The following is a 17,471-nucleotide window of genomic DNA, read 5'->3' on the forward strand; positions in this document are numbered from 1 at the left end:
CGGCCGGACTCAGCCGGCCTTGACCGCGGCGGCCACTCCGGCCGCGATCCGCGCCACGTCCGCGTCGTCGCAGACGTACGGCGGCATCGTGTAGACGAGATCCCGGAACGGGCGCAGCCACACCCCCTCGGCGACCGCCGCGGCGGTCGCCCGGGGCAGGTCCACCTCGTGGTCGAGCTGCACCACGCCGATCGCGCCGAGCACGCGTACGTCGGCCACGCCGGGCGCGTCCCGCAACGGTTCCAGGCCGGCCCGCAGGCCGGCTTCGACGCCCGCCACCCGTCCCGCCCAGTCCCCGCCCCGCAGCAGGTCCAGGGAGGCGTTCGCGACCGCGCAGGCGAGCGGATTGCCCATGAACGTCGGCCCGTGCGCCAGCACCCCGTCGGCGGAGATCGCCCGCGCCACCTCCGGCGTGCACAGCGCCGCGGCCAGCGTCAGGTACCCGCCGGTGAGCGCCTTGCCGACACAGAGCACGTCCGGGGCGACTCCGGCGTGCTCGGCGGCGAACATCCGGCCGGTCCGGCCGAAGCCGGTGGCGATCTCGTCGAAGACCAGCAGGATGCCGTGCCCGCGGGTCACCTCGCGCAGCACGCGCAGGTAGTGCGGATGGTGGAACCGCATGCCCCCGGCGCCCTGGACCACCGGCTCGACGATCACCGCGGCCAGCTCGTCGGCGTGCCGCTCGACCGCCTCCACCAGCGCCGCCTCGTACGCCGGATCCGGTGGCGCGTCGAAGCCGGGCGGGGGCACCGGCGCGAACACCTGCCGGGGCAGCACGTCGCCCCAGAGGTGGTGCATGCCGCCCTCCGGGTCGCACACGCTCATCGGGTGGAACGTGTCACCGTGGTAGCCGCCGCGCCAGGTGCCCAGCCGGCGGCGTTGCGGGCGGCCCAGCGCCCGCTGGTACTGCAGGCACATCTTCACCGCGACCTCGACGCTCACCGAGCCGGAGTCGGCCAGGAAGACGTGTTCCAGGCCGTCCGGGGTCAGCTCGACGAGCGTGCGCGCCAGGCGTACGGCGGGCTCGTGGGTGAGCCCGCCGAACATGACGTGGCTCATCCGCCCGAGCTGGTCGGTCACCGCGGCATCCAGCACCGGGTGCCGGTAGCCGTGGATCGCCGCCCACCACGACGACATCCCGTCGACCAGCTCCCGCCCGTCGGCGAGCCGCAGCCGCACCCCTTCGGCGCTGTCCACCACGTACGGCGCGTTAACGCCGGGCATCGCCGCGTACGGGTGCCACACGTGCCGCCGGTCCGCCTCCAGGATCTCCTCAGGCGTCATGACTCCTCCTCGTTCCCCCTCCCGCCCCCGCCCTCTCCCTCCCCCGCGATCTTGCGGTTGCTGCCCCGGCCGCGCCCGGAATGAGGCGGTGTGCCGGGGCCGGAAGTGCAAGATCGCGAGGGTCGGGGGGCGGGGCGGGGGGGTCAGGGGGTGGCTCGGGTTATGGCTCGGGTGAGGGCGGGGCCGCGGTAGATGAAGCCGGTGTAGAGCTGGAGCAGGGCGGCGCCGGCGTCGAACATGCGGGTGGCGTCGTCGGGATGCAGGATGCCGCCGACGCCGATCACCGGCAGCCGGCCGCCGGTCTCCCGGTGCACGAACGCGACCATGTCGCGGGCCCGGGCGGTGAGCGGCCGGCCGGACAGCCCGCCGGCCTCGGCGGCGCGCTCCCGGTCGGCCGGGGCGAGCCCGTCGCGGGCGAGCGTGGTGTTCGTGGCGATGACCCCGGCCGCGCCCCGGTCGAGGCACACCTCCAGCAGTTCGGCCACGGCCGGCTCGGTGAGGTCCGGGGCGATCTTCACCAGCACCGGCTTCTCCCCCACCAGCGCGGCGAGCAACGCGTCCAGATGTGATCGGTCCTGAAGCGACCGCAGGCCGGGAGTGTTCGGTGAGGACACGTTTACGGCGAAGTAGTCGCCGTGGTCCTTGAGCGCCCGGTAGGACGCGAGGTAGTCCTCGACCGCCTCGTCCAGCGGGGTCACCTTGGACTTGCCGAGCGAGATGCCCAGCGGCACGCCGAGCGGGCGCGGCAACGCGGCCAGCCGGTCCGCGAGCGCCGCGGCGCCGGCGTTGTTGAAGCCCATCCGGTTGATCACGGCTTCGCTGTCGCGCAGCCGGAACAGCCGGGGCCGGGGGTTGCCCGGCTGGGCGTGCGCGGTCACGGTGCCGACCTCGACGAAGCCGAAGCCGAGCGCCGGCCACGCCGGCAACGCGAGTCCGTTCTTGTCCATGCCGGCGGCCAGCCCGACCGGGTTGGGGAAGCGCACCCCGAACACGGTGCGCGGCGCCGGCCGGAAGTACGCCGCGCGCAGCGCCGCGAGAACGGCCGGCCGCCGCGACACCGCAGCCAGCCGCTCCAGCGTCCACTCGTGCGCGCCTTCGGCGTCCCCGCCCGCGAGCGAGAACAGCCGGGGCCGCACCACCTTCTCGAAGATCACGCCCCGGCCCCCCGCCCGGTCTCCCCGTCGATCATGAGGTTGGCGGCGGATTTGGAGATCCACATCGCCGCCAACCTCATGATCGGCGCGTGAAGGCGCGCTGTCACTCGCCCGCCCGCAGGGCGGCGTGCAGGTCCTGCAGCGGGCGGACCTTCAGGTCACCCCGGATGCGGGCCTCGATGCCCATGACGGCGGCGGCGGCGCCGGGCACCGTGGTGACGCACGGGATGTCCACGCTCACCGCCGCGCTGCGGATCTCGTACCCGTCGGAACGGGCGCTCGCGCCGGAGCCCTGCGGCGTGTTCACCACCAGCGCCACGTCGCCGCCGAGGATCAGCGAGACCGCGTCCGCGCCCTCACCCGACTCGTAGTGCTTGCGGATCTGCTCGCAGGCGATGCCGTGCCGGCGCAGCACCTCGGCCGTGCCGGTGGTGGCCACGATCTCGAAGCCCAGGTCGGCCAGGCGCTTGATCGGGAAGATCATGCCGCGCTTGTCCCGGTTGGCGACCGAGACGAAGATCTTCCCGGCGGTCGGCAGCGACCCGTACGCGGCGGCCTGCGACTTGGCGAACGCCTGCCCGAAGCCGGTGTCGATGCCCATCACCTCGCCGGTGGACTTCATCTCCGGGCCGAGCAGCACGTCGATGCCCTTGCCGGACGGGGTGCGGAACCGCTTGAACGGCAGCACCGCCTCCTTGACCGCGATCGGCGCGTCGGCCGGCATGGTGCCGCCGTCGCCGGCCGGCGGCAGCATCCCCTCGGCGCGCAGCTGCGCGATGGTGGCGCCGAGCGCGATCCGGGCCGCCGCCTTCGCCAGCGGCACCGCGGTGGCCTTCGAGACGAACGGTACGGTCCGGGAGGCGCGCGGGTTGGCCTCCAGCACGTAGAGCATGTCGCCCTGCAACGCGTACTGGACGTTGAGCAGGCCGCGCACCCCGACGCCGCGGGCGATCTGCTCGGTGTAGTGCCGCACCTGGGCCAGGTGCGAACCGGCCAGGGTGATCGGCGGCAGCGCGCAGGACGAGTCGCCGGAGTGGATGCCGGCCTCCTCGATGTGCTCCATCACGCCGCCCAGGTAGACGTCGCCGTCGGCGTCCACGAGCGCGTCCACGTCGATCTCGATGGCGTCGTCCAGGAACCGGTCCACCAGCACCGGGCGGTCCGGCGAGATCGCTGTGGCCCGGCCGATGTAGTCACGCAGCGTGGCGTCGTCGTACACGATCTCCATGCCGCGCCCGCCGAGCACGTACGAGGGGCGGACCAGCACCGGGTACCCGATCTCGTCGGCGATCGCCTTCGCCTCGTCGTACGAGGTGGCCATGCCGTGCGCGGGCGCGCGCAGGCCGGCCCGGGCCAGCACCGCGCCGAACGCGCCGCGCTCCTCGGCCAGGTGGATCGACTCCGGCGAGGTGCCGACGATCGGCACCCCGGCGTTCTTGAGCCGCTGGGCCAGGCCGAGCGGGGTCTGACCGCCGAGCTGCACGATCACCCCGATGACGCCGGGCCCGCCCGCCTCCTTGCCGGAGGAGTCCTCGGCGTGCCAGACCTCCAGCACGTCCTCGAACGTCAGCGGCTCGAAGTAGAGCCGGTCGGCGGTGTCGTAGTCGGTGGAGACGGTCTCCGGGTTGCAGTTGACCATGACGGTCTCGTAGTCCACGTCCCGGAGCGCTTGTACCGCGTGCACGCACGAGTAGTCGAACTCGATGCCCTGCCCGATCCGGTTCGGCCCGGAGCCCAGGATGAGCACCTTGGGCCGGGCCGAGGGCGCCACCTCGGTCTCCGAGTCGTACGTCGAGTAGTGGTACGGCGTGGTCGCCTCGAACTCGGCCGCGCAGGTGTCCACCGTCTTGTAGACCGGCCGGACGCCGAGCCGGTGCCGCAGCGTGCGGACGCCGTCCTCGGCGGCCAGCTCCGGACGCAGCGCGGCGAGCTGCCGGTCGGACAGCCCGGCCCGCTTGGCCCGGCGCAGCAGCGCGGCGTCGAGCACCGGCGCGTCCACGATCTCGGCGCGCAGCTCGACCAGCGAGGCGATCTGGTCCAGGAACCACGGGTCCATGCCGCCGGACGCCTCGGACACCTCGGCGATCGACGCGCCGAGACGCAGCGCCCGCTCGACCGTGTAGAGCCGGCCGTCGTGCGGCACGCGCAGCGCGGCGAGGGTGTTCTCCTTCGTCGCGCCCTCCGGATCCGGAGTGGTCCAGAAACCGGACGCCTTGGTTTCCATCGAGCGCATCGCCTTGTTCAGCGCCTCGGTGAAGTTGCGGCCCAGGCTCATCGCCTCGCCCACCGACTTCATCGTGGTGGTCAGCTCCGGGTCCGCGCCGGGGAACTTCTCGAACGCGAACCGGGGGATCTTCACCACCACGTAGTCGAGCGTCGGCTCGAACGCGGCGGGCGTCTTGAGCGTGATGTCGTTGGGGATCTCGTCCAGCGTGTAGCCGATGGCGAGCTTCGCGGCGATCTTCGCGATCGGGAAGCCGGTGGCCTTCGACGCCAGCGCCGAGGAGCGCGACACGCGCGGGTTCATCTCGATCACGACGATCCGGCCGTCGGCCGGGTTCACCGCGAACTGGATGTTGCAGCCGCCGGTGTCCACACCGACCTCGCGCAGCACCGCGATGCCGAGGTCACGCAGCCGCTGGTACTCCCGGTCGGTGAGCGTCATCGACGGCGCGACGGTGACGCTGTCACCGGTGTGCACACCCATCGGGTCGACGTTCTCGATCGAGCAGACCACCACCACGTTGTCGTGGCGGTCGCGCATCAGTTCGAGCTCGTACTCCTTCCAGCCGAGCACGCTCTCCTCGATGAGCACCTCGTGCACCGGGCTGGCCGCCAGGCCGGAACCGGCGATGCGCTCCAGGTCCTCGTCGGTGTGCGCCATGCCGGAACCGAGGCCGCCCATGGTGAACGACGGCCGGATGACCACCGGCAGGCCCAGGTCGGCGACCGTCTCGCGGACCTCGTCCATCGAGTGGCAGACCCGCGAACGCGGCACCAGCGCCGACGGGTCCTCCAGGCCCAGCCGTACGCCGGCCTTCGCGACGATCTCCTTGAACAGCTGCCGGTCCTCGCCCCGGTTGATCGCCTCGATGTTCGCGCCGATCAGCTCGACGCCGTACTTCTCCAGCACGCCCGCCTCGTGCAGGGCGACGGCGGTGTTCAGCGCGGTCTGCCCGCCCAGCGTCGGCAGCAGCGCGTCGGGGCGCTCCTTGGCGATGACCAGCTCGACGAACTCACGCGTGATCGGCTCGACGTACGTGGCGTCGGCGAACTCCGGGTCGGTCATGATCGTCGCCGGGTTCGAGTTGACCAGGCTGACCCGGATCCCCTCGCTGCGCAGCACCCGGCAGGCCTGGGTGCCGGAGTAGTCGAACTCGCAGGCCTGTCCGATCACGATCGGCCCGGAGCCGATCACCAGGACGTGCTTGAGGTCGGTCCGCTTAGGCATTCTTGCCGCCTTCACTGTGGTTCCGGTCGAAGCCACGGCCTTCGATCAACTCGGCGAAACGGTCGAAGAGGTAGTCCGCGTCGTGCGGGCCGGCCGCCGCCTCCGGGTGGTACTGGACGGTGAAGGCGGGCACGTCCACGGCCCGCAGCCCCTCGACCACGTTGTCATTGAGGCAGACGTGTGACACCTGGACACCGCCGAACTCGGTCTGGATCACCTGATCCGGCACCACGGCGCCGTCCCCGGCACCCGGCACCTGCACCGCGAAGCCGTGGTTGTGGCTCGTCACCTCGACCTTGCCGGTGGCCCGGTCGAGCACCGGCTGGTTGATGCCACGGTGGCCGTACCCCAGCTTGTAGGTGCCGAAGCCGAGCGCCCGGCCGAGGATCTGGCTGCCGAAGCAGATGCCGAACAGCGGGATCCGCCGGGCCAGCACCTCCCGGGCCAGCGCCACCGGGCCGTCGGCGGTCGCCGGGTCGCCCGGGCCGGGCGAGAAGAAGACCGCGTCCGCGCCGGTGGCGAGCAGGTCCTCGATCGTCGACCCGGCGGGCAGCACGTGGGTGGTGACGCCGCGGGCGGCGAGCCGGCGGGGCACGTTGCGCTTGATGCCCAGGTCGACGGCGGCCACCGTGAACCGGTGCTCGCCCTGCGCCTGCACCACGTACGGCTTGGCGGTGGTCACCTCGTCGGACAGGTTCGCGCCGACCATCTGCGGCGAACGGCGTACCCGCTCCAGCAGGGCGGCCGGGTCGTCCTCGACGCTGGAGATGCCGACCCGCATCGCGCCGCGCTCACGCAGGTGCCGGGTCAGCGCCCGGGTGTCCACCCCGCTGATGCCGACCACGCCCTCGGCGGCGAGCCGGTCCTCCAGGCCGCCGGTGGCCCGCCAGTTCGAGCTGATCCGGGCCGGGTCGCGCACCACGTACCCGGCCACCCAGATCCGGTCGGACTCGTCGTCGGAGCCGTTGACGCCGGTGTTGCCGATGTGCGGCGCGGTCTGCACCACCACCTGCCGGTGGTAGGAGGGGTCGGTGAGCGTCTCCTGGTAACCGGTCATGCCGGTGTTGAAGACCGCCTCGCCGAAGGTCTCCCCGACGCTGCCGTACGCCTCGCCGTGGAACGTGCGCCCGTCCTCCAGGACGAGGATCGCAGGACGTCTCTTCACTTAACAGCCTTTCCGTCCAGGACCGTCGCCTCGCCGCGCAGGAAGGTCGCCACGATGCGACCCGGCAGCGTCATGCGGGCGTACGGGGTGTTGCGACTGCGACTGGCCAGCTCCGCCGGTTCGATGACGCGCCGGGCGGCCGGGTCGACGAGGGTCAGGTTGGCCGGTACGCCGGGCGCCGGGTCGAGGCCGTGCCCGGTCAGCCCGGCGATCCGGGCCGGTGTGCGGGACATCCGCTCGGCGATCAGGTCCCAGCGGGGACCGAACACGTCGAGCGCGATGGACAGCGCCGTCTCCAGGCCGACCATGCCCGGCCGGGCGTACGCCCACTCGCACTCCTTGTCCTCCACGGCGTGCGGCGCGTGGTCGGTGGCGATGATGTCGATCACGCCCTCGGCCAGCGCGTCGCGCAGCGCGGCGATGTCGGCGGCGGTACGCAGCGGCGGGTTGACCTTGAAGACCGGGTCGTAGCTCTCCGCCTTGGCGTCCGTGAGCAGCAGGTGGTGCGGCGTCACCTCGGCGGTGACGCGTACCCCGCGCGCCTTGGCCTGGCGCAGCACCTCGACGCTGCCGGCGGTGGAGACGTGGCAGACGTGCAGGCGGCTGCCGACGTGCTCGGCCAGCAGCACGTCCCGGGCGATGATCGCCTCCTCGGCGACGGCCGGCCAGCCGGTCAGGCCGAGGCGGGTGGACACCTCGCCCTCGTGCATCTGCGCGCCCTCGGTCAGCCGGGGCTCCTCGGCGTGCTGGGCGATCACGCCGTCGAACGCCTTGACGTACTCCAACGCGCGGCGCATCAGCCGCGGGTCGGACACGCAGTGCCCGTCGTCGGAGAAGATCCGCACCCCGGCGGCGGAGTCGGCCATCGCGCCCAGCTCGGCCAGGCGCTCGCCGGCCAGCCCGACGGTGACCGCGCCGATCGGCTGCACGTCGACCAGGCCGGCCTCCCGGCCGAGCCGCCAGACCTGCTCCACCACGCCCGCGGTGTCGGCGACCGGCGAGGTGTTCGCCATCGCGCACACCGCCGTGTAGCCGCCGAGCGCCGCCGCCCGGGAGCCGGACTCGACAGTCTCGGCGTCCTCCCGGCCGGGCTCGCGCAGGTGGGTGTGCAGGTCGACCAGGCCGGGCAGCGCGACCAGGCCGGTCGCGTCGATGACCGTGGCGTCGTCGGTGGTGGGTGCGTCGCCGACGGCGGCCACCACGCCGTCGCGGATGAGCAGGTCGGTCGGCTCGCCGCCGACGATGCTGACGCCTGTGATGAGGTACGCGGTCACCGGTTGTTCCCTCCGAGCAGCAGGTAGAGCACGGCCATCCGCACGGAGACCCCGTTGGCGACCTGTTCGACGATGGTGGAGCGGGGCGAGTCGGCCACCTCGGGCGTGATCTCCATGCCCCGGTTCATCGGGCCGGGGTGCATGACGATCGCGTGCCCGGGCAGCCGGCGCATGCGCGGCCCGTCGAGCCCGTAGCGGCGGGCGTACTCGCGGGCCGACGGGAAGTAGGAGTCACCCATCCGCTCACGCTGCACCCGCAGCATCATCACCACGTCCACATCTGGGAGAACGGCGTCGAGGTCGTAACAGACGTCGGTACCGGGGGCCAGGGCGGCGGCGATGTCGACCGGGATGAGCGTGGGCGGGCCGACCAGGGTGACCTTCGCGCCGAGCGTGGACAGCAGCAGCACGTTGGAGCGGGCCACCCGGGAGTGCAGCACGTCGCCGACGATCGCCACGTGCAGGCCGTCGAGCCTGCCCAGCCGGGACCGCATCGTGTACGCGTCGAGCAGCGCCTGCGTGGGGTGCTCGTGGGTGCCGTCACCGGCGTTTACCACCGAGCCGTCGACCCACTCGGCGAGCCGGTGCGGGGCGCCGGAGGCGGGGTGCCGGACGACCACCGCGTCCGCGCCCATCGCCTGGAGCGTGAGCGCGGTGTCCTTCAGGCTCTCCCCCTTGGCCACGCTGGAGCCCTTGGCGGAGAAGTTGATCACGTCGGCGCTGAGCCGCTTGGCCGCCGCCTCGAACGAGATCCGGGTCCGGGTGGAGTCCTCGTAGAAGAGGTTGACCACGGTGCGCCCGCGCAGCGCGGGCAGCTTCTTGACCTCACGCCCGGCCACCGTCGCCATCTCCGCGGCGGTGTCCAGGACCAGAGTGGCGGTGCCGGCGTCCAGGTCGGCGCCGGAGAGCAGGTGCCGGATCATGCGCAGAGCCGCCTTTCGTTCGCGACTGCGGGGCTCCGCTTCGCTGCACTCCTCGCGCTCACAGTGACCCCCCGTACAACTTGACCTCGTCCGTGCCGTCGGTCTCGGCGAGGGTGACCTTGACGTTCTCGGCCAGCGCGGTGGGGATGTTCTTGCCGACGTAGTCGGCGCGGATCGGCAGCTGGCGGTGGCCGCGGTCGACCAGGACCGCGAGCTGCACTGACGCCGGGCGGCCCACGTCGCTGAGCGCGTCCAGCGCGGCCCGCACGGTGCGGCCGGAGAACAGCACGTCGTCGACGAGGATCACCCGCTTGCCGTCGATCCCGCCGGGCGGCAGGTCGGTCGGGCCGACCGCGCGGGTGGCGTGCCGGCGCAGGTCGTCGCGGTAGAGCGTGATGTCGAGCACGCCGACCGGGACTGTGACGTCCTCGAAGGTGCTGATCCGGGCCGCGAGGCGGTGGGCCAGCGGCACGCCCCGGGTGGGGATGCCGAGCAGCACGGTGTCGGCGGCGCCCTGGGTCTTCTCCAGGATCTGGTGGGCGATGCGGTCGACCACCCGCGAAACGTCCGCTGCGGCGAGGATCACCTTCACCGAGGGTTGTCGCGGCGGCGACGAGTGGGCAGCCGGTGGGTAGGCCACGGCGGACCTCCTTCCCCGCCTCACGGGACGGGTCGTTAAAGGACGTCTGGTCGGCTCCGGCCGGCCCGCGCGGGCCCGGACCGGGGCTTCACGCCACGTTACCAGCGGTCACCGGGCTGCCCGCCGCCGGTACTGACCTGCTGGTCAGCCCGGAGAAATGGGGACAAGCCACACAGGGGTGCGGGACCCGGTGGACGGCAACACTTGACCACTTGTCGCAATCCCCGTACCGTCACGCTCCGTAGCGATAGCTCGGAGAACCCGAACAGCACTGGGAGTGTCCGAATGCCCTCTGAATACGCCAAGTCGCTGGGCGCCCGCCTGCGCTCCATCCGCCAGCAGCAGGGTCTGTCCCTGCAGGGGGTGGAGGAGAAGTCGAACGGGCGGTGGAAGGCCGTGGTGGTCGGCTCGTACGAGCGCGGCGACCGCGCCGTCACCGTGTCCCGCCTGGCGGAGCTGGCCGACTTCTACCGCGTTCCCGTCTCGGAGCTGCTGCCCGACGGCAGCGGGGTGCGTCACGAGCCCACCAGCAAGATCGTGCTGGACCTGGAGCGGCTCTACGACGAGGCCTCCGAGGACCTCGCGTACGTGGCCCGGTACGCGCGTGCCATCCAGCAGCAGCGCGGTGACTACAACGGCCGCGTGCTCTCGATCCGCGCCGACGACCTGCGCGCCCTCGCGATCGTCTACGACGCCTCGCCGTCGGGCCTGATCGAGCGGCTGACCGAGCACGGCGTGCTGGTCGCCGACCCCCGGGCGTTCTTCGCCTCCTGACACCCCCGTACGACGAGAAGGGCCCGTGCCGCCTGGCACGGGCCCTTCGTCGATCCGGCACGCGTCAGCGCGTGGCGTACTCGGCGATCCGGCCGAGGATGCCGTTGAGAAAGCGGGGCGAGTCGTCTGTCGACATCTGCCGGGCCAGCTCCACGGCCTCGCTGATCGCCACCGCGTCGTCGATCTCGTCGACGTAGAGCAGCTCGTACACGGCGATCCGGGCCAGGTTGCGGTCGACCACCGGCATGCGCTCCAGCGTCCACCCCTCGGCGTAGCTGGCGATCGTCTCGTCGATCCGGTCGAGGTGCGCCGCCACGCCCTCGACCAGCCCGATCGCGTAGCCGAGGTGGTCAGGGCGCGGCTGCTCGATCCGTTGCAGGTAACCGGCGAGCACCTCGACCGGCGGGCGGTCCCGCAGGTCGGCCTCGAAGAGCACGTCCAGCGCCCGCTTGCGCGCCTTACGGCGCGCCGGCATCTGCTGCTTGGGACCCTCGGCCATCAGGATCGGCCGAGGTAACGGCCGTCGCGGGTGTCGACCTTGATCTTCTCACCGGTGGTGATGAACAGCGGCACCTGCACCGTCGCGCCGGTCTCGACGGTGGCCGGCTTGTTGCCGCCGGTCGACCGGTCGCCCTGCAGGCCCGGCTCGGTGTAGGTGACCTCCAGCACGACCGAGGTCGGCAGCTCGATGTACAGCGGCACACCCTCGTGGGTGGCGACCGTCGCCTCGGCCTCGGGGAGGAGGTAGTTGGCGGCCTCGCCGACGACGCCGCCCATGACGGTGATCTGGTCGAACGTCTCCAGATCCATGAAGACGTAGTCCTCGCCGTCGGCGTACAGGTACTGCATGGTGCGCTTGTCCACGGTCGCGGTCTCGACCTTGGTGCCCGCGTTGAAGGTCTTGTCGACCACCTTGCCGGACAGCACGTTCTTCAGCGTGGTGCGCACGAAGGCACCACCCTTACCGGGCTTGACGTGCTGGAACTCGACGACGGCCCACAGCTCGCCGTCCAGGTTGAGTACCAGGCCGTTCTTCAGGTCGTTGGTGGTGGCCATTTCCTGCCTTGATCATCAATTGGCGGACAGACCGTCCAAGTCTACTCGCTCTGTCGAATCGGACTCGCGCCACGGAACTGAGGGGCTCAGGCACCCGCGGCGAGCCGGGCGGCCAGGTGGTGCAGTGCCAGCCGGTAGCCGTCCACGCCCAGGCCGCAGATCACGCCGGTGGCCACGGCGGAGACCACCGAGTGGTGCCGGAACTCCTCCCGGGCGTGGATGTTGGAGATGTGCACCTCGACCAGCGGGCCGCGCAGCATGGCGCAGGCGTCCCGCACCGCGATCGAGTAGTGCGACCAGGCGGCCGGGTTGAGCACCACCGCCGCCGCCTCGTCGGCCGCCTCGTGCAGCCAGGCCAGCATCTCGTGCTCGGCGTCGGTCTGCCGGACCACCACGTCCAGGCCCAGCTCCCGGCCATGCCGCTCGCAGTCGGCCACGAGCTGGGCGTAGCTGGTCACCCCGTACACGTCGACCTGGCGGGTGCCGAGCCGGCCCAGGTTCGGCCCGTTGAGCACGTACACCCTCACGAGCTGATCTCCGCGTACGCGGCGGCGAGCAGGTCGTCCGGCGGTGCCTCCAGGATCGCCGGGCGGGCGAGCCCGTCGAGCACCACGAACCGCAGCCGGCTCCCCCGGGCCTTCTTGTCCACCCGCATCGCCGCCAGCAGCTCCGGCCAGGCGTCGGCCCGGTAGCCGGTGGGCAGGCCGAGCGCGGTCAGCACCCGGCGGTGCCGCTCGGCGTCGGCCGCGTCGAGGCGGCCTGCGAGCCGGGCCAGCGTGGCGGCGTACACCAGGCCGACCGCCACGGCGTGACCGTGCCGCCAGCGGTACCCCTCCACCTTCTCGATCGCGTGCGCCAGCGTGTGCCCGTAGTTGAGCACCTCGCGTACCCCGGATTCGCGCAGGTCCCCGCCGACCACGCCGGCCTTCACGCGGACCGCGCGCTCGACCAGTTCCCGCAGCACCGGCCCGGCCGGGTCCAGCGCGGCGGCCGGATCCCGCTCGACCAGGTCGAGGATGACCGGGTCGGCGATGAAGCCGCACTTGACCACCTCGGCCATCCCGGCCGCCAGGTCGGCCGGGGGCAGGCTGTCCAGCGTCGCCAGGTCGGCCAGCACGCCGGCCGGCGGGTGGAACGCGCCGACCAGGTTCTTGCCGGCGGCGGTGTTGATGCCGGTCTTGCCGCCCACGGCGGCGTCGACCATGCCGAGCAGCGACGTGGCGACCGGCACCCAGCGCACCCCGCGCAGCCAGGTGGCCGCGACGAAACCGGCCAGGTCGGTGACCGCGCCGCCGCCCACCCCGACCACCGCGTCGGTACGGGTGAACCCGGCCTCGCCGAGCCGATCCCAGCAGGCCGCCGCCACGTCGACGTGCTTGCCCGCCTCCGCGTCCGGCACCTCGATGAGCAGCGGAGTCACGCCGGCCTCGCGGACGCCGGCGGCGAGCCGGTCGGCCAGCGCCTTGAGCGGCGGCGAGTGCAGGAAGGCCACCCGCTCGGCGCCGGGTAGCAGCGCCGGCGGCGGGTCCAGCAGGTCACGTCCCACGAGCACGTCGTACGGCCGCTCGCCGCCGACCGGGATCCGGGTCACCTCGTCCATCGCGGGCAGCCTAGTCCAGCGCGCCGCCCTCGCGGGGCGACTGTCCACTGGCTGGGTGTTTGCCCGGCCGCACGCCGGGTAGGGCGGCCGGAATGAGCGAGACGACGGCACCCGCGACCCGACCGGAGTCCGCGACGAGCATCCGGCTGCCCGCCACCATCCTCGGCGTCGGGCTGGGCGGCTTCGTCGACGGCATCGTCCTGCACCAGGTCCTCCAGTGGCACCACATGCTCAGCAGCACCGGCAGCGACCGGGCCGGCATCCGCGAGTACCCGGTCGACACCGTGGCCGGGTTGCAGATGAACACGCTCTGGGACGGGCTGTTCCACGTGGTCACCTGGGTCGCGGTGCTGACCGGCCTGGCCCTGCTCTACGCCCGGGTCACCACCTCGCGGGGCCGGCTGTGGCGCTCGCCCATGCTGTGGGGCTGGGCGCTGATCGGCTGGGGCCTGTTCAACCTGGTCGAGGGCGTCGTCGACCACCACCTGCTCGGCATCCACCACGTCCGCGGCGGTCCGAACCAGCTCTGGTGGGACCTCGGGTTCCTCGCCCTCGGCGTGGTGCTGATCGCGGCGGGCTGGGCGATCCAGCGCCGGGCCCGCGACGTGGACCTCTGCGCGCCGGAGCGGCGGTGATCCCGGCCCACGCCGGGCACGCCGACGGCGGCTTCCCGGCCGTCGCGCTGCTGCCGCTGGTGCTGTTCTGGGCGTACCTGGCCGCCGCGTTGCGCCTGCGCGCCCCGGGCGGACCGGGCTGGCCGCACGCCCGCACGGCGAGCTTCGGGCTGGGCACGTTGCTGCTGGTGGCGGGGCTGCTCTGGCCGGCCGGTGACTTCGTCGGGCACATGTGGCAGCACCTGCTGATCGGCATGCTCGCGCCGCTGGCGCTGGTGCTCGCCGCCCCCGTCACGCTGCTGCTGCGCACGCTGGACCGGCGTACCGGCCGGGCCCTGGTCCACCTGCTGCGGCACCCGGTCGCGCGGGTGCTCGGCCACCCGGTGACCTGGCTCCTGCTCACCGCGGGCGGGCTCTGGCTGCTCTACCTCACCCCGCTGTACCGGGCCACGCTGGACAACCCGGCCCTGCACACGCTGGTGAACCTGCACTTCCTGCTCAGCGGCTGCCTGTTCGCCTGGTCGATCGCCGGGCCGGACCCGGGACCGCACCGTCCCCGCGTACCGGTGCGGCTTGTGGTGATCGGGTTCGGGGTCGCGGCGCACGCCACCATCGCCCAGTTGCTCTACGCCGGGCTGTTCGTGGACGTGCCCGCCACCGCCGCCGAGCTGCGGGCCGGGGCCACGCTCATGTACTACCTCGGCGACCTGGCCGAGATCGCGCTGGCGCTGGCGCTGCTCGCCACCTGGCGGCCCGAACCGGCCCGGCGCCGCCGCGCCGCGCGGTCCGCGCCGGTCGCGGCCGTGCGGGTCAGGGCTTGAGCAGCGCGGCGATCTCCGCCGCCAGCTCCTGCGGGGTACGCCCGTCGGTGACCACAGTCGCGGTCGCCACCTCGGCGTAGAGCGGGCGGCGCTGGTCCATCAGGTGCTTGAGCGTGGCGCGCGGGTTCAGCGCGAGCAGCGGCCGGCCGGCGCCCAGACCGACCCGCTTGAGCGCGTCCGGCAGCTCCACCGACAGGTGCACCACCGTGTGGCCGATCAGCGCGGCCCGGTTCTCCTCGGCCAGGACCGCGCCGCCGCCGAGCGCGAGCACGCCCGCGTGCGACGCGAGCGCCGCCGCCACGGCGGCCCGTTCGAGGGTACGGAAGTGCTCCTCCCCCTCGTCCACGAAGATCTCCGGGATGGGCTTGCCGGCGAGGTTCTCGATGTCGGCGTCGGTGTCCCGGAAGCCGACGCCGAGCGCCTCGGCGAGCGCCGTGCCGACTGTGGTCTTGCCGGAGCCGGGCGCACCGACCAGCACGCAGACCGGCCGGGTGCTCACCGTTGCCACCTTTCGTTCGCGACTGCGGGACTCCGCTGCGCTGCGTTCCTCGCGCTCACCGAATCACCAGGCTGTCGAGGTAACCGGCCAGGTTGCGGCGCATCTCGGCGACCGAGTCGCCGCCGAACTTCTCCACCGCCGCCTCGGCCAGCACCAGCGCGACCATCGCCTCGGCCACCACCGCGGCGGCCGGCACCGCGCACACGTCGGAACGCTGGTTGATCGCGGTGGCCGGCTCGCCGGTGGTCACGTCGATCGTGGCGAGGGCCCGGTTCAGCGACGAGATCGGCTTCATGGCCGCCTTCACCCGCAGCGGCTCACCGGTGGTGATGCCGCCCTCCAGGCCGCCGGCCCGGTCGGTGATCCGCCGTACCCCGGTGGCGGTGGGCACGATCTCGTCGTGCGCCTCGGAGCCGCGCGAGCGCGCCTGCTGCCACCCGTCACCGATCTCCACGCCCTTGATCGCCTGGATAGACATGAGCGCGGTGGCCAGGCGGGCGTCGAGCTTGCGGTCCCACTGCACGTGGCTGCCCAGACCCGGCGGCACCCCGTACGCGAGCACCTCGACCACGCCGCCGAGTGTGTCGGCGGCCTTCTTCGCGGCGTCGACCTCGGCGACCATCCGGGCGCTGGCCTCGGCGTCGAGGCAGCGCAGCGGGTCGGCGTCGATGCGCGCGGCGTCCTCCGGCGTGGGGCGCAGCCCTGGCTTGACCGCCACCGGGCCCAGCTCGACCACGTGCGAGACGATCTCCACGCCGAGCGCCTGCCGCACCAGCGCCTTGGCGACGGTGCCCACCGCGACCCGGGCGGCCGTCTCCCGGGCGCTGGCGCGCTCCAGGATCGGCCGGGCGTCGGTGTGCCCGTACTTCTGCATGCCGGCCAGGTCGGCGTGACCGGGGCGAGGGCGGGTCAGCGGCGCGTTGCGGGCCTGGCTCGCCAGCTCCTCCGGGTCGACCGGGTCGGCGGCCATCACGGTGCGCCACTTCGGCCACTCGGAGTTGCCGACCCGGATCGCCACCGGGCTGCCCAGCGTGACGCCGTGCCGGAGCCCGCCGATGATCTCGACCTCGTCCTGCTCGAACGACATCCGGGCGCCCCGGCCGTACCCGAGCCGGCGCCGGGCCAGCTCGCCGGAGATCTCCCCGGTGGTCACCTCGATGCCGGCGGGTACGCCCTCCAGCATCGCGACGAGGGCGGGTCCGTGCGATTCACCTGCAGTCAGCCAGCGCAACACGACGGTCAGTGTGTCACGTCCGGTGGTCGCCGGCGTACGCCGCCCGCCGCGTCCCGCCCTGCGGACAGGCCACCTCCGCGCGCTGGTCTCCCACCGGGCGGCGTGAGGTGTTAACAGGGGACCCTTCCTCTACCGGAGGCGTTAAAAAGGGGCCCTTCCTTACACCGCAAGCGCGGCGCGCATCGCGGCGCGCGGTGCCGGAACGCCGGTGAACTGCTCGAACTGACCGAACGCCTGGGCCAGCAGCAGGTCCAGCCCGGAGACCACCCGGCAGCCGGCGGCGAGCGCCGCCGCGGCGAGCGGCGTCGGCCACGGGTCGTAGACCACGTCGAAGAAGACGGACTCCGGCCGCCAGTCGAAGTTGTCGGCCAGGGGGTCGGCGACGCCCTTCGGCACCGTGGAGATCACCACGTCGGCGCGGGCGTGCGCCGGCGCCCCGTCCCACTCCGCGCCCGCCAGCGGCACACCGGCCGCCGCCGCGACCGGGCGCAGCTCGTCGACCGCCTCCGGGCGGCGGGCCACCACTGTCACCTCGGCCGCCCCGATCCGGGCCGCCGCCGCGATCGCGGCCCGGGCCGTGCCACCCGCGCCGAGCACGGTGACGACCGCCCCGGCCACGCAGCCGGCGCCGGTGAGCACCTCGACCATGCCGGTGACGTCGGTGTTGTCCGCGTACCAGGTGCCGTCGGGCCGGCGTACCAGCGTGTTGGCGGCGCCGACGGCGGCGGCGACCGGCGAGACCTCGTCGGCGAGCGCGAGCGCCGCCTCCTTGCCCGGCATGGTCACCGACAGGCCGGCCCACTCCGGGCCGAGGCCCGCGACCAGGCCGGGCAGCTCGTCGGCGCCGGCTTCGATCCGGGTGTACGACCAGCCGGTCAGCCCGGCCGCCGCGTACCCGGCGGTGTGGATCACCGGGGACAGCGAGTGGGCGATCGGCCTGCCGACCACAGCGGCACGACGGGGAGCCGAAATGTGCACTGCC

At 73.0% G+C, this 17,471-nt stretch carries 17 protein-coding genes; 3 read left to right on the plus strand and 14 right to left on the minus strand.

Annotated elements, in window-relative coordinates; translation table 11 throughout:
* Positions 1-9: 9 nt before the first annotated feature.
* From AB0D28_RS16395 to pyrR, 7 genes are all read right to left on the minus strand, one after another.
* Positions 10-1,284, minus strand: a complete 1,275-nt coding sequence (locus AB0D28_RS16395) for an adenosylmethionine--8-amino-7-oxononanoate transaminase (protein WP_357386483.1) — start codon at positions 1,282-1,284, stop codon at positions 10-12.
* A 143-nt stretch (positions 1,285-1,427) separates the two neighbouring features.
* Entirely contained in the window at positions 1,428-2,438 is a 1,011-nt protein-coding gene (locus AB0D28_RS16400; protein ID WP_357386485.1) for a quinone-dependent dihydroorotate dehydrogenase, read from the minus strand.
* Positions 2,439-2,541: 103 nt separating this feature from the next.
* Complete coding sequence (gene carB, locus AB0D28_RS16405) at positions 2,542-5,889, minus strand: carbamoyl-phosphate synthase large subunit (protein WP_357386487.1); 3,348 nt, start codon at positions 5,887-5,889, stop codon at positions 2,542-2,544.
* A complete protein-coding gene (gene carA / locus AB0D28_RS16410) occupies positions 5,882-7,054 on the minus strand; it encodes a glutamine-hydrolyzing carbamoyl-phosphate synthase small subunit (RefSeq protein ID WP_357386489.1) in 1,173 nt (390 codons plus the stop codon). Before carA ends, carB begins: the two co-directional genes overlap by 8 nt.
* Positions 7,051-8,328 carry a dihydroorotase gene (locus AB0D28_RS16415; protein WP_357386491.1) on the minus strand — a complete coding sequence of 426 codons (1,278 nt, stop codon included), beginning with the start codon at positions 8,326-8,328 and terminating at the stop codon, positions 7,051-7,053. Before AB0D28_RS16415 ends, carA begins: the two co-directional genes overlap by 4 nt.
* On the minus strand, positions 8,325-9,251 hold the full coding sequence (locus tag AB0D28_RS16420; RefSeq protein ID WP_091424316.1) for an aspartate carbamoyltransferase catalytic subunit: 927 nt from the start codon (positions 9,249-9,251) through the stop codon (positions 8,325-8,327). The genes AB0D28_RS16415 and AB0D28_RS16420 overlap by 4 nt, the downstream gene beginning before the upstream one ends.
* Before the next feature lie 58 nt (positions 9,252-9,309).
* Positions 9,310-9,891: a bifunctional pyr operon transcriptional regulator/uracil phosphoribosyltransferase PyrR gene (gene pyrR / locus AB0D28_RS16425; RefSeq protein WP_357386493.1), complete on the minus strand. Its 582-nt coding sequence runs from the start codon at positions 9,889-9,891 to the stop codon at positions 9,310-9,312.
* A gap of 285 nt (positions 9,892-10,176) precedes the next feature.
* Here pyrR and AB0D28_RS16430 point away from each other — a divergent pair, with 285 nt between their 5' ends.
* Entirely contained in the window at positions 10,177-10,665 is a 489-nt protein-coding gene (locus AB0D28_RS16430; RefSeq protein WP_013285505.1) for a helix-turn-helix domain-containing protein, read from the plus strand.
* A gap of 64 nt (positions 10,666-10,729) precedes the next feature.
* On the opposite strand, the gene nusB is transcribed toward AB0D28_RS16430, so the two are convergent.
* From nusB to aroB, 4 genes are all read right to left on the minus strand, one after another.
* On the minus strand, positions 10,730-11,140 hold the full coding sequence (gene nusB / locus AB0D28_RS16435; RefSeq protein ID WP_357386586.1) for a transcription antitermination factor NusB: 411 nt from the start codon (positions 11,138-11,140) through the stop codon (positions 10,730-10,732).
* Between the two features lie 23 nt (positions 11,141-11,163).
* Positions 11,164-11,721, minus strand: a complete 558-nt coding sequence (gene efp / locus AB0D28_RS16440) for an elongation factor P (RefSeq protein ID WP_357386495.1) — start codon at positions 11,719-11,721, stop codon at positions 11,164-11,166.
* Positions 11,722-11,807: 86 nt separating this feature from the next.
* Complete coding sequence (gene aroQ, locus AB0D28_RS16445) at positions 11,808-12,248, minus strand: type II 3-dehydroquinate dehydratase (RefSeq protein WP_013285502.1); 441 nt, start codon at positions 12,246-12,248, stop codon at positions 11,808-11,810.
* Complete coding sequence (gene aroB, locus AB0D28_RS16450) at positions 12,245-13,321, minus strand: 3-dehydroquinate synthase (RefSeq protein WP_357386498.1); 1,077 nt, start codon at positions 13,319-13,321, stop codon at positions 12,245-12,247. The genes aroQ and aroB overlap by 4 nt, the downstream gene beginning before the upstream one ends.
* A gap of 92 nt (positions 13,322-13,413) precedes the next feature.
* Here aroB and AB0D28_RS16455 point away from each other — a divergent pair, with 92 nt between their 5' ends.
* Both AB0D28_RS16455 and AB0D28_RS16460 read left to right on the plus strand, forming a co-directional pair.
* Complete coding sequence (locus AB0D28_RS16455; RefSeq protein ID WP_357386499.1) at positions 13,414-13,956, plus strand: DUF2243 domain-containing protein; 543 nt, start codon at positions 13,414-13,416, stop codon at positions 13,954-13,956.
* On the plus strand, positions 13,953-14,756 hold the full coding sequence (locus AB0D28_RS16460) for a cytochrome c oxidase assembly protein (RefSeq protein ID WP_357386501.1): 804 nt from the start codon (positions 13,953-13,955) through the stop codon (positions 14,754-14,756). The genes AB0D28_RS16455 and AB0D28_RS16460 overlap by 4 nt, the downstream gene beginning before the upstream one ends.
* Here AB0D28_RS16460 and AB0D28_RS16465 read toward each other — a convergent pair.
* The 3 genes from AB0D28_RS16465 to AB0D28_RS16475 all read right to left on the minus strand — a co-directional run bounded on the left by AB0D28_RS16465 (position 14,746) and on the right by AB0D28_RS16475 (position 17,461).
* Positions 14,746-15,255 carry a shikimate kinase gene (locus AB0D28_RS16465; RefSeq protein ID WP_091424298.1) on the minus strand — a complete coding sequence of 170 codons (510 nt, stop codon included), beginning with the start codon at positions 15,253-15,255 and terminating at the stop codon, positions 14,746-14,748. The genes AB0D28_RS16460 and AB0D28_RS16465 overlap by 11 nt on opposite strands.
* A gap of 55 nt (positions 15,256-15,310) precedes the next feature.
* The gene (aroC, locus tag AB0D28_RS16470) at positions 15,311-16,489 is read right to left on the minus strand and encodes a chorismate synthase (RefSeq protein WP_357386503.1); all 1,179 of its coding nucleotides are present in this window, start codon (positions 16,487-16,489) and stop codon (positions 15,311-15,313) included.
* Between the two features lie 159 nt (positions 16,490-16,648).
* Positions 16,649-17,461 (minus strand): shikimate dehydrogenase, encoded by an 813-nt coding sequence (locus AB0D28_RS16475; protein WP_357386588.1) that lies wholly within the window; start codon positions 17,459-17,461, stop codon positions 16,649-16,651.
* Positions 17,462-17,471: the final 10 nt, after the last annotated feature.

This window comes from Micromonospora sp. NPDC048169, assembly GCF_040652815.1.
Taxonomy (GTDB): Bacteria; Actinomycetota; Actinomycetes; order Mycobacteriales; family Micromonosporaceae; genus Micromonospora.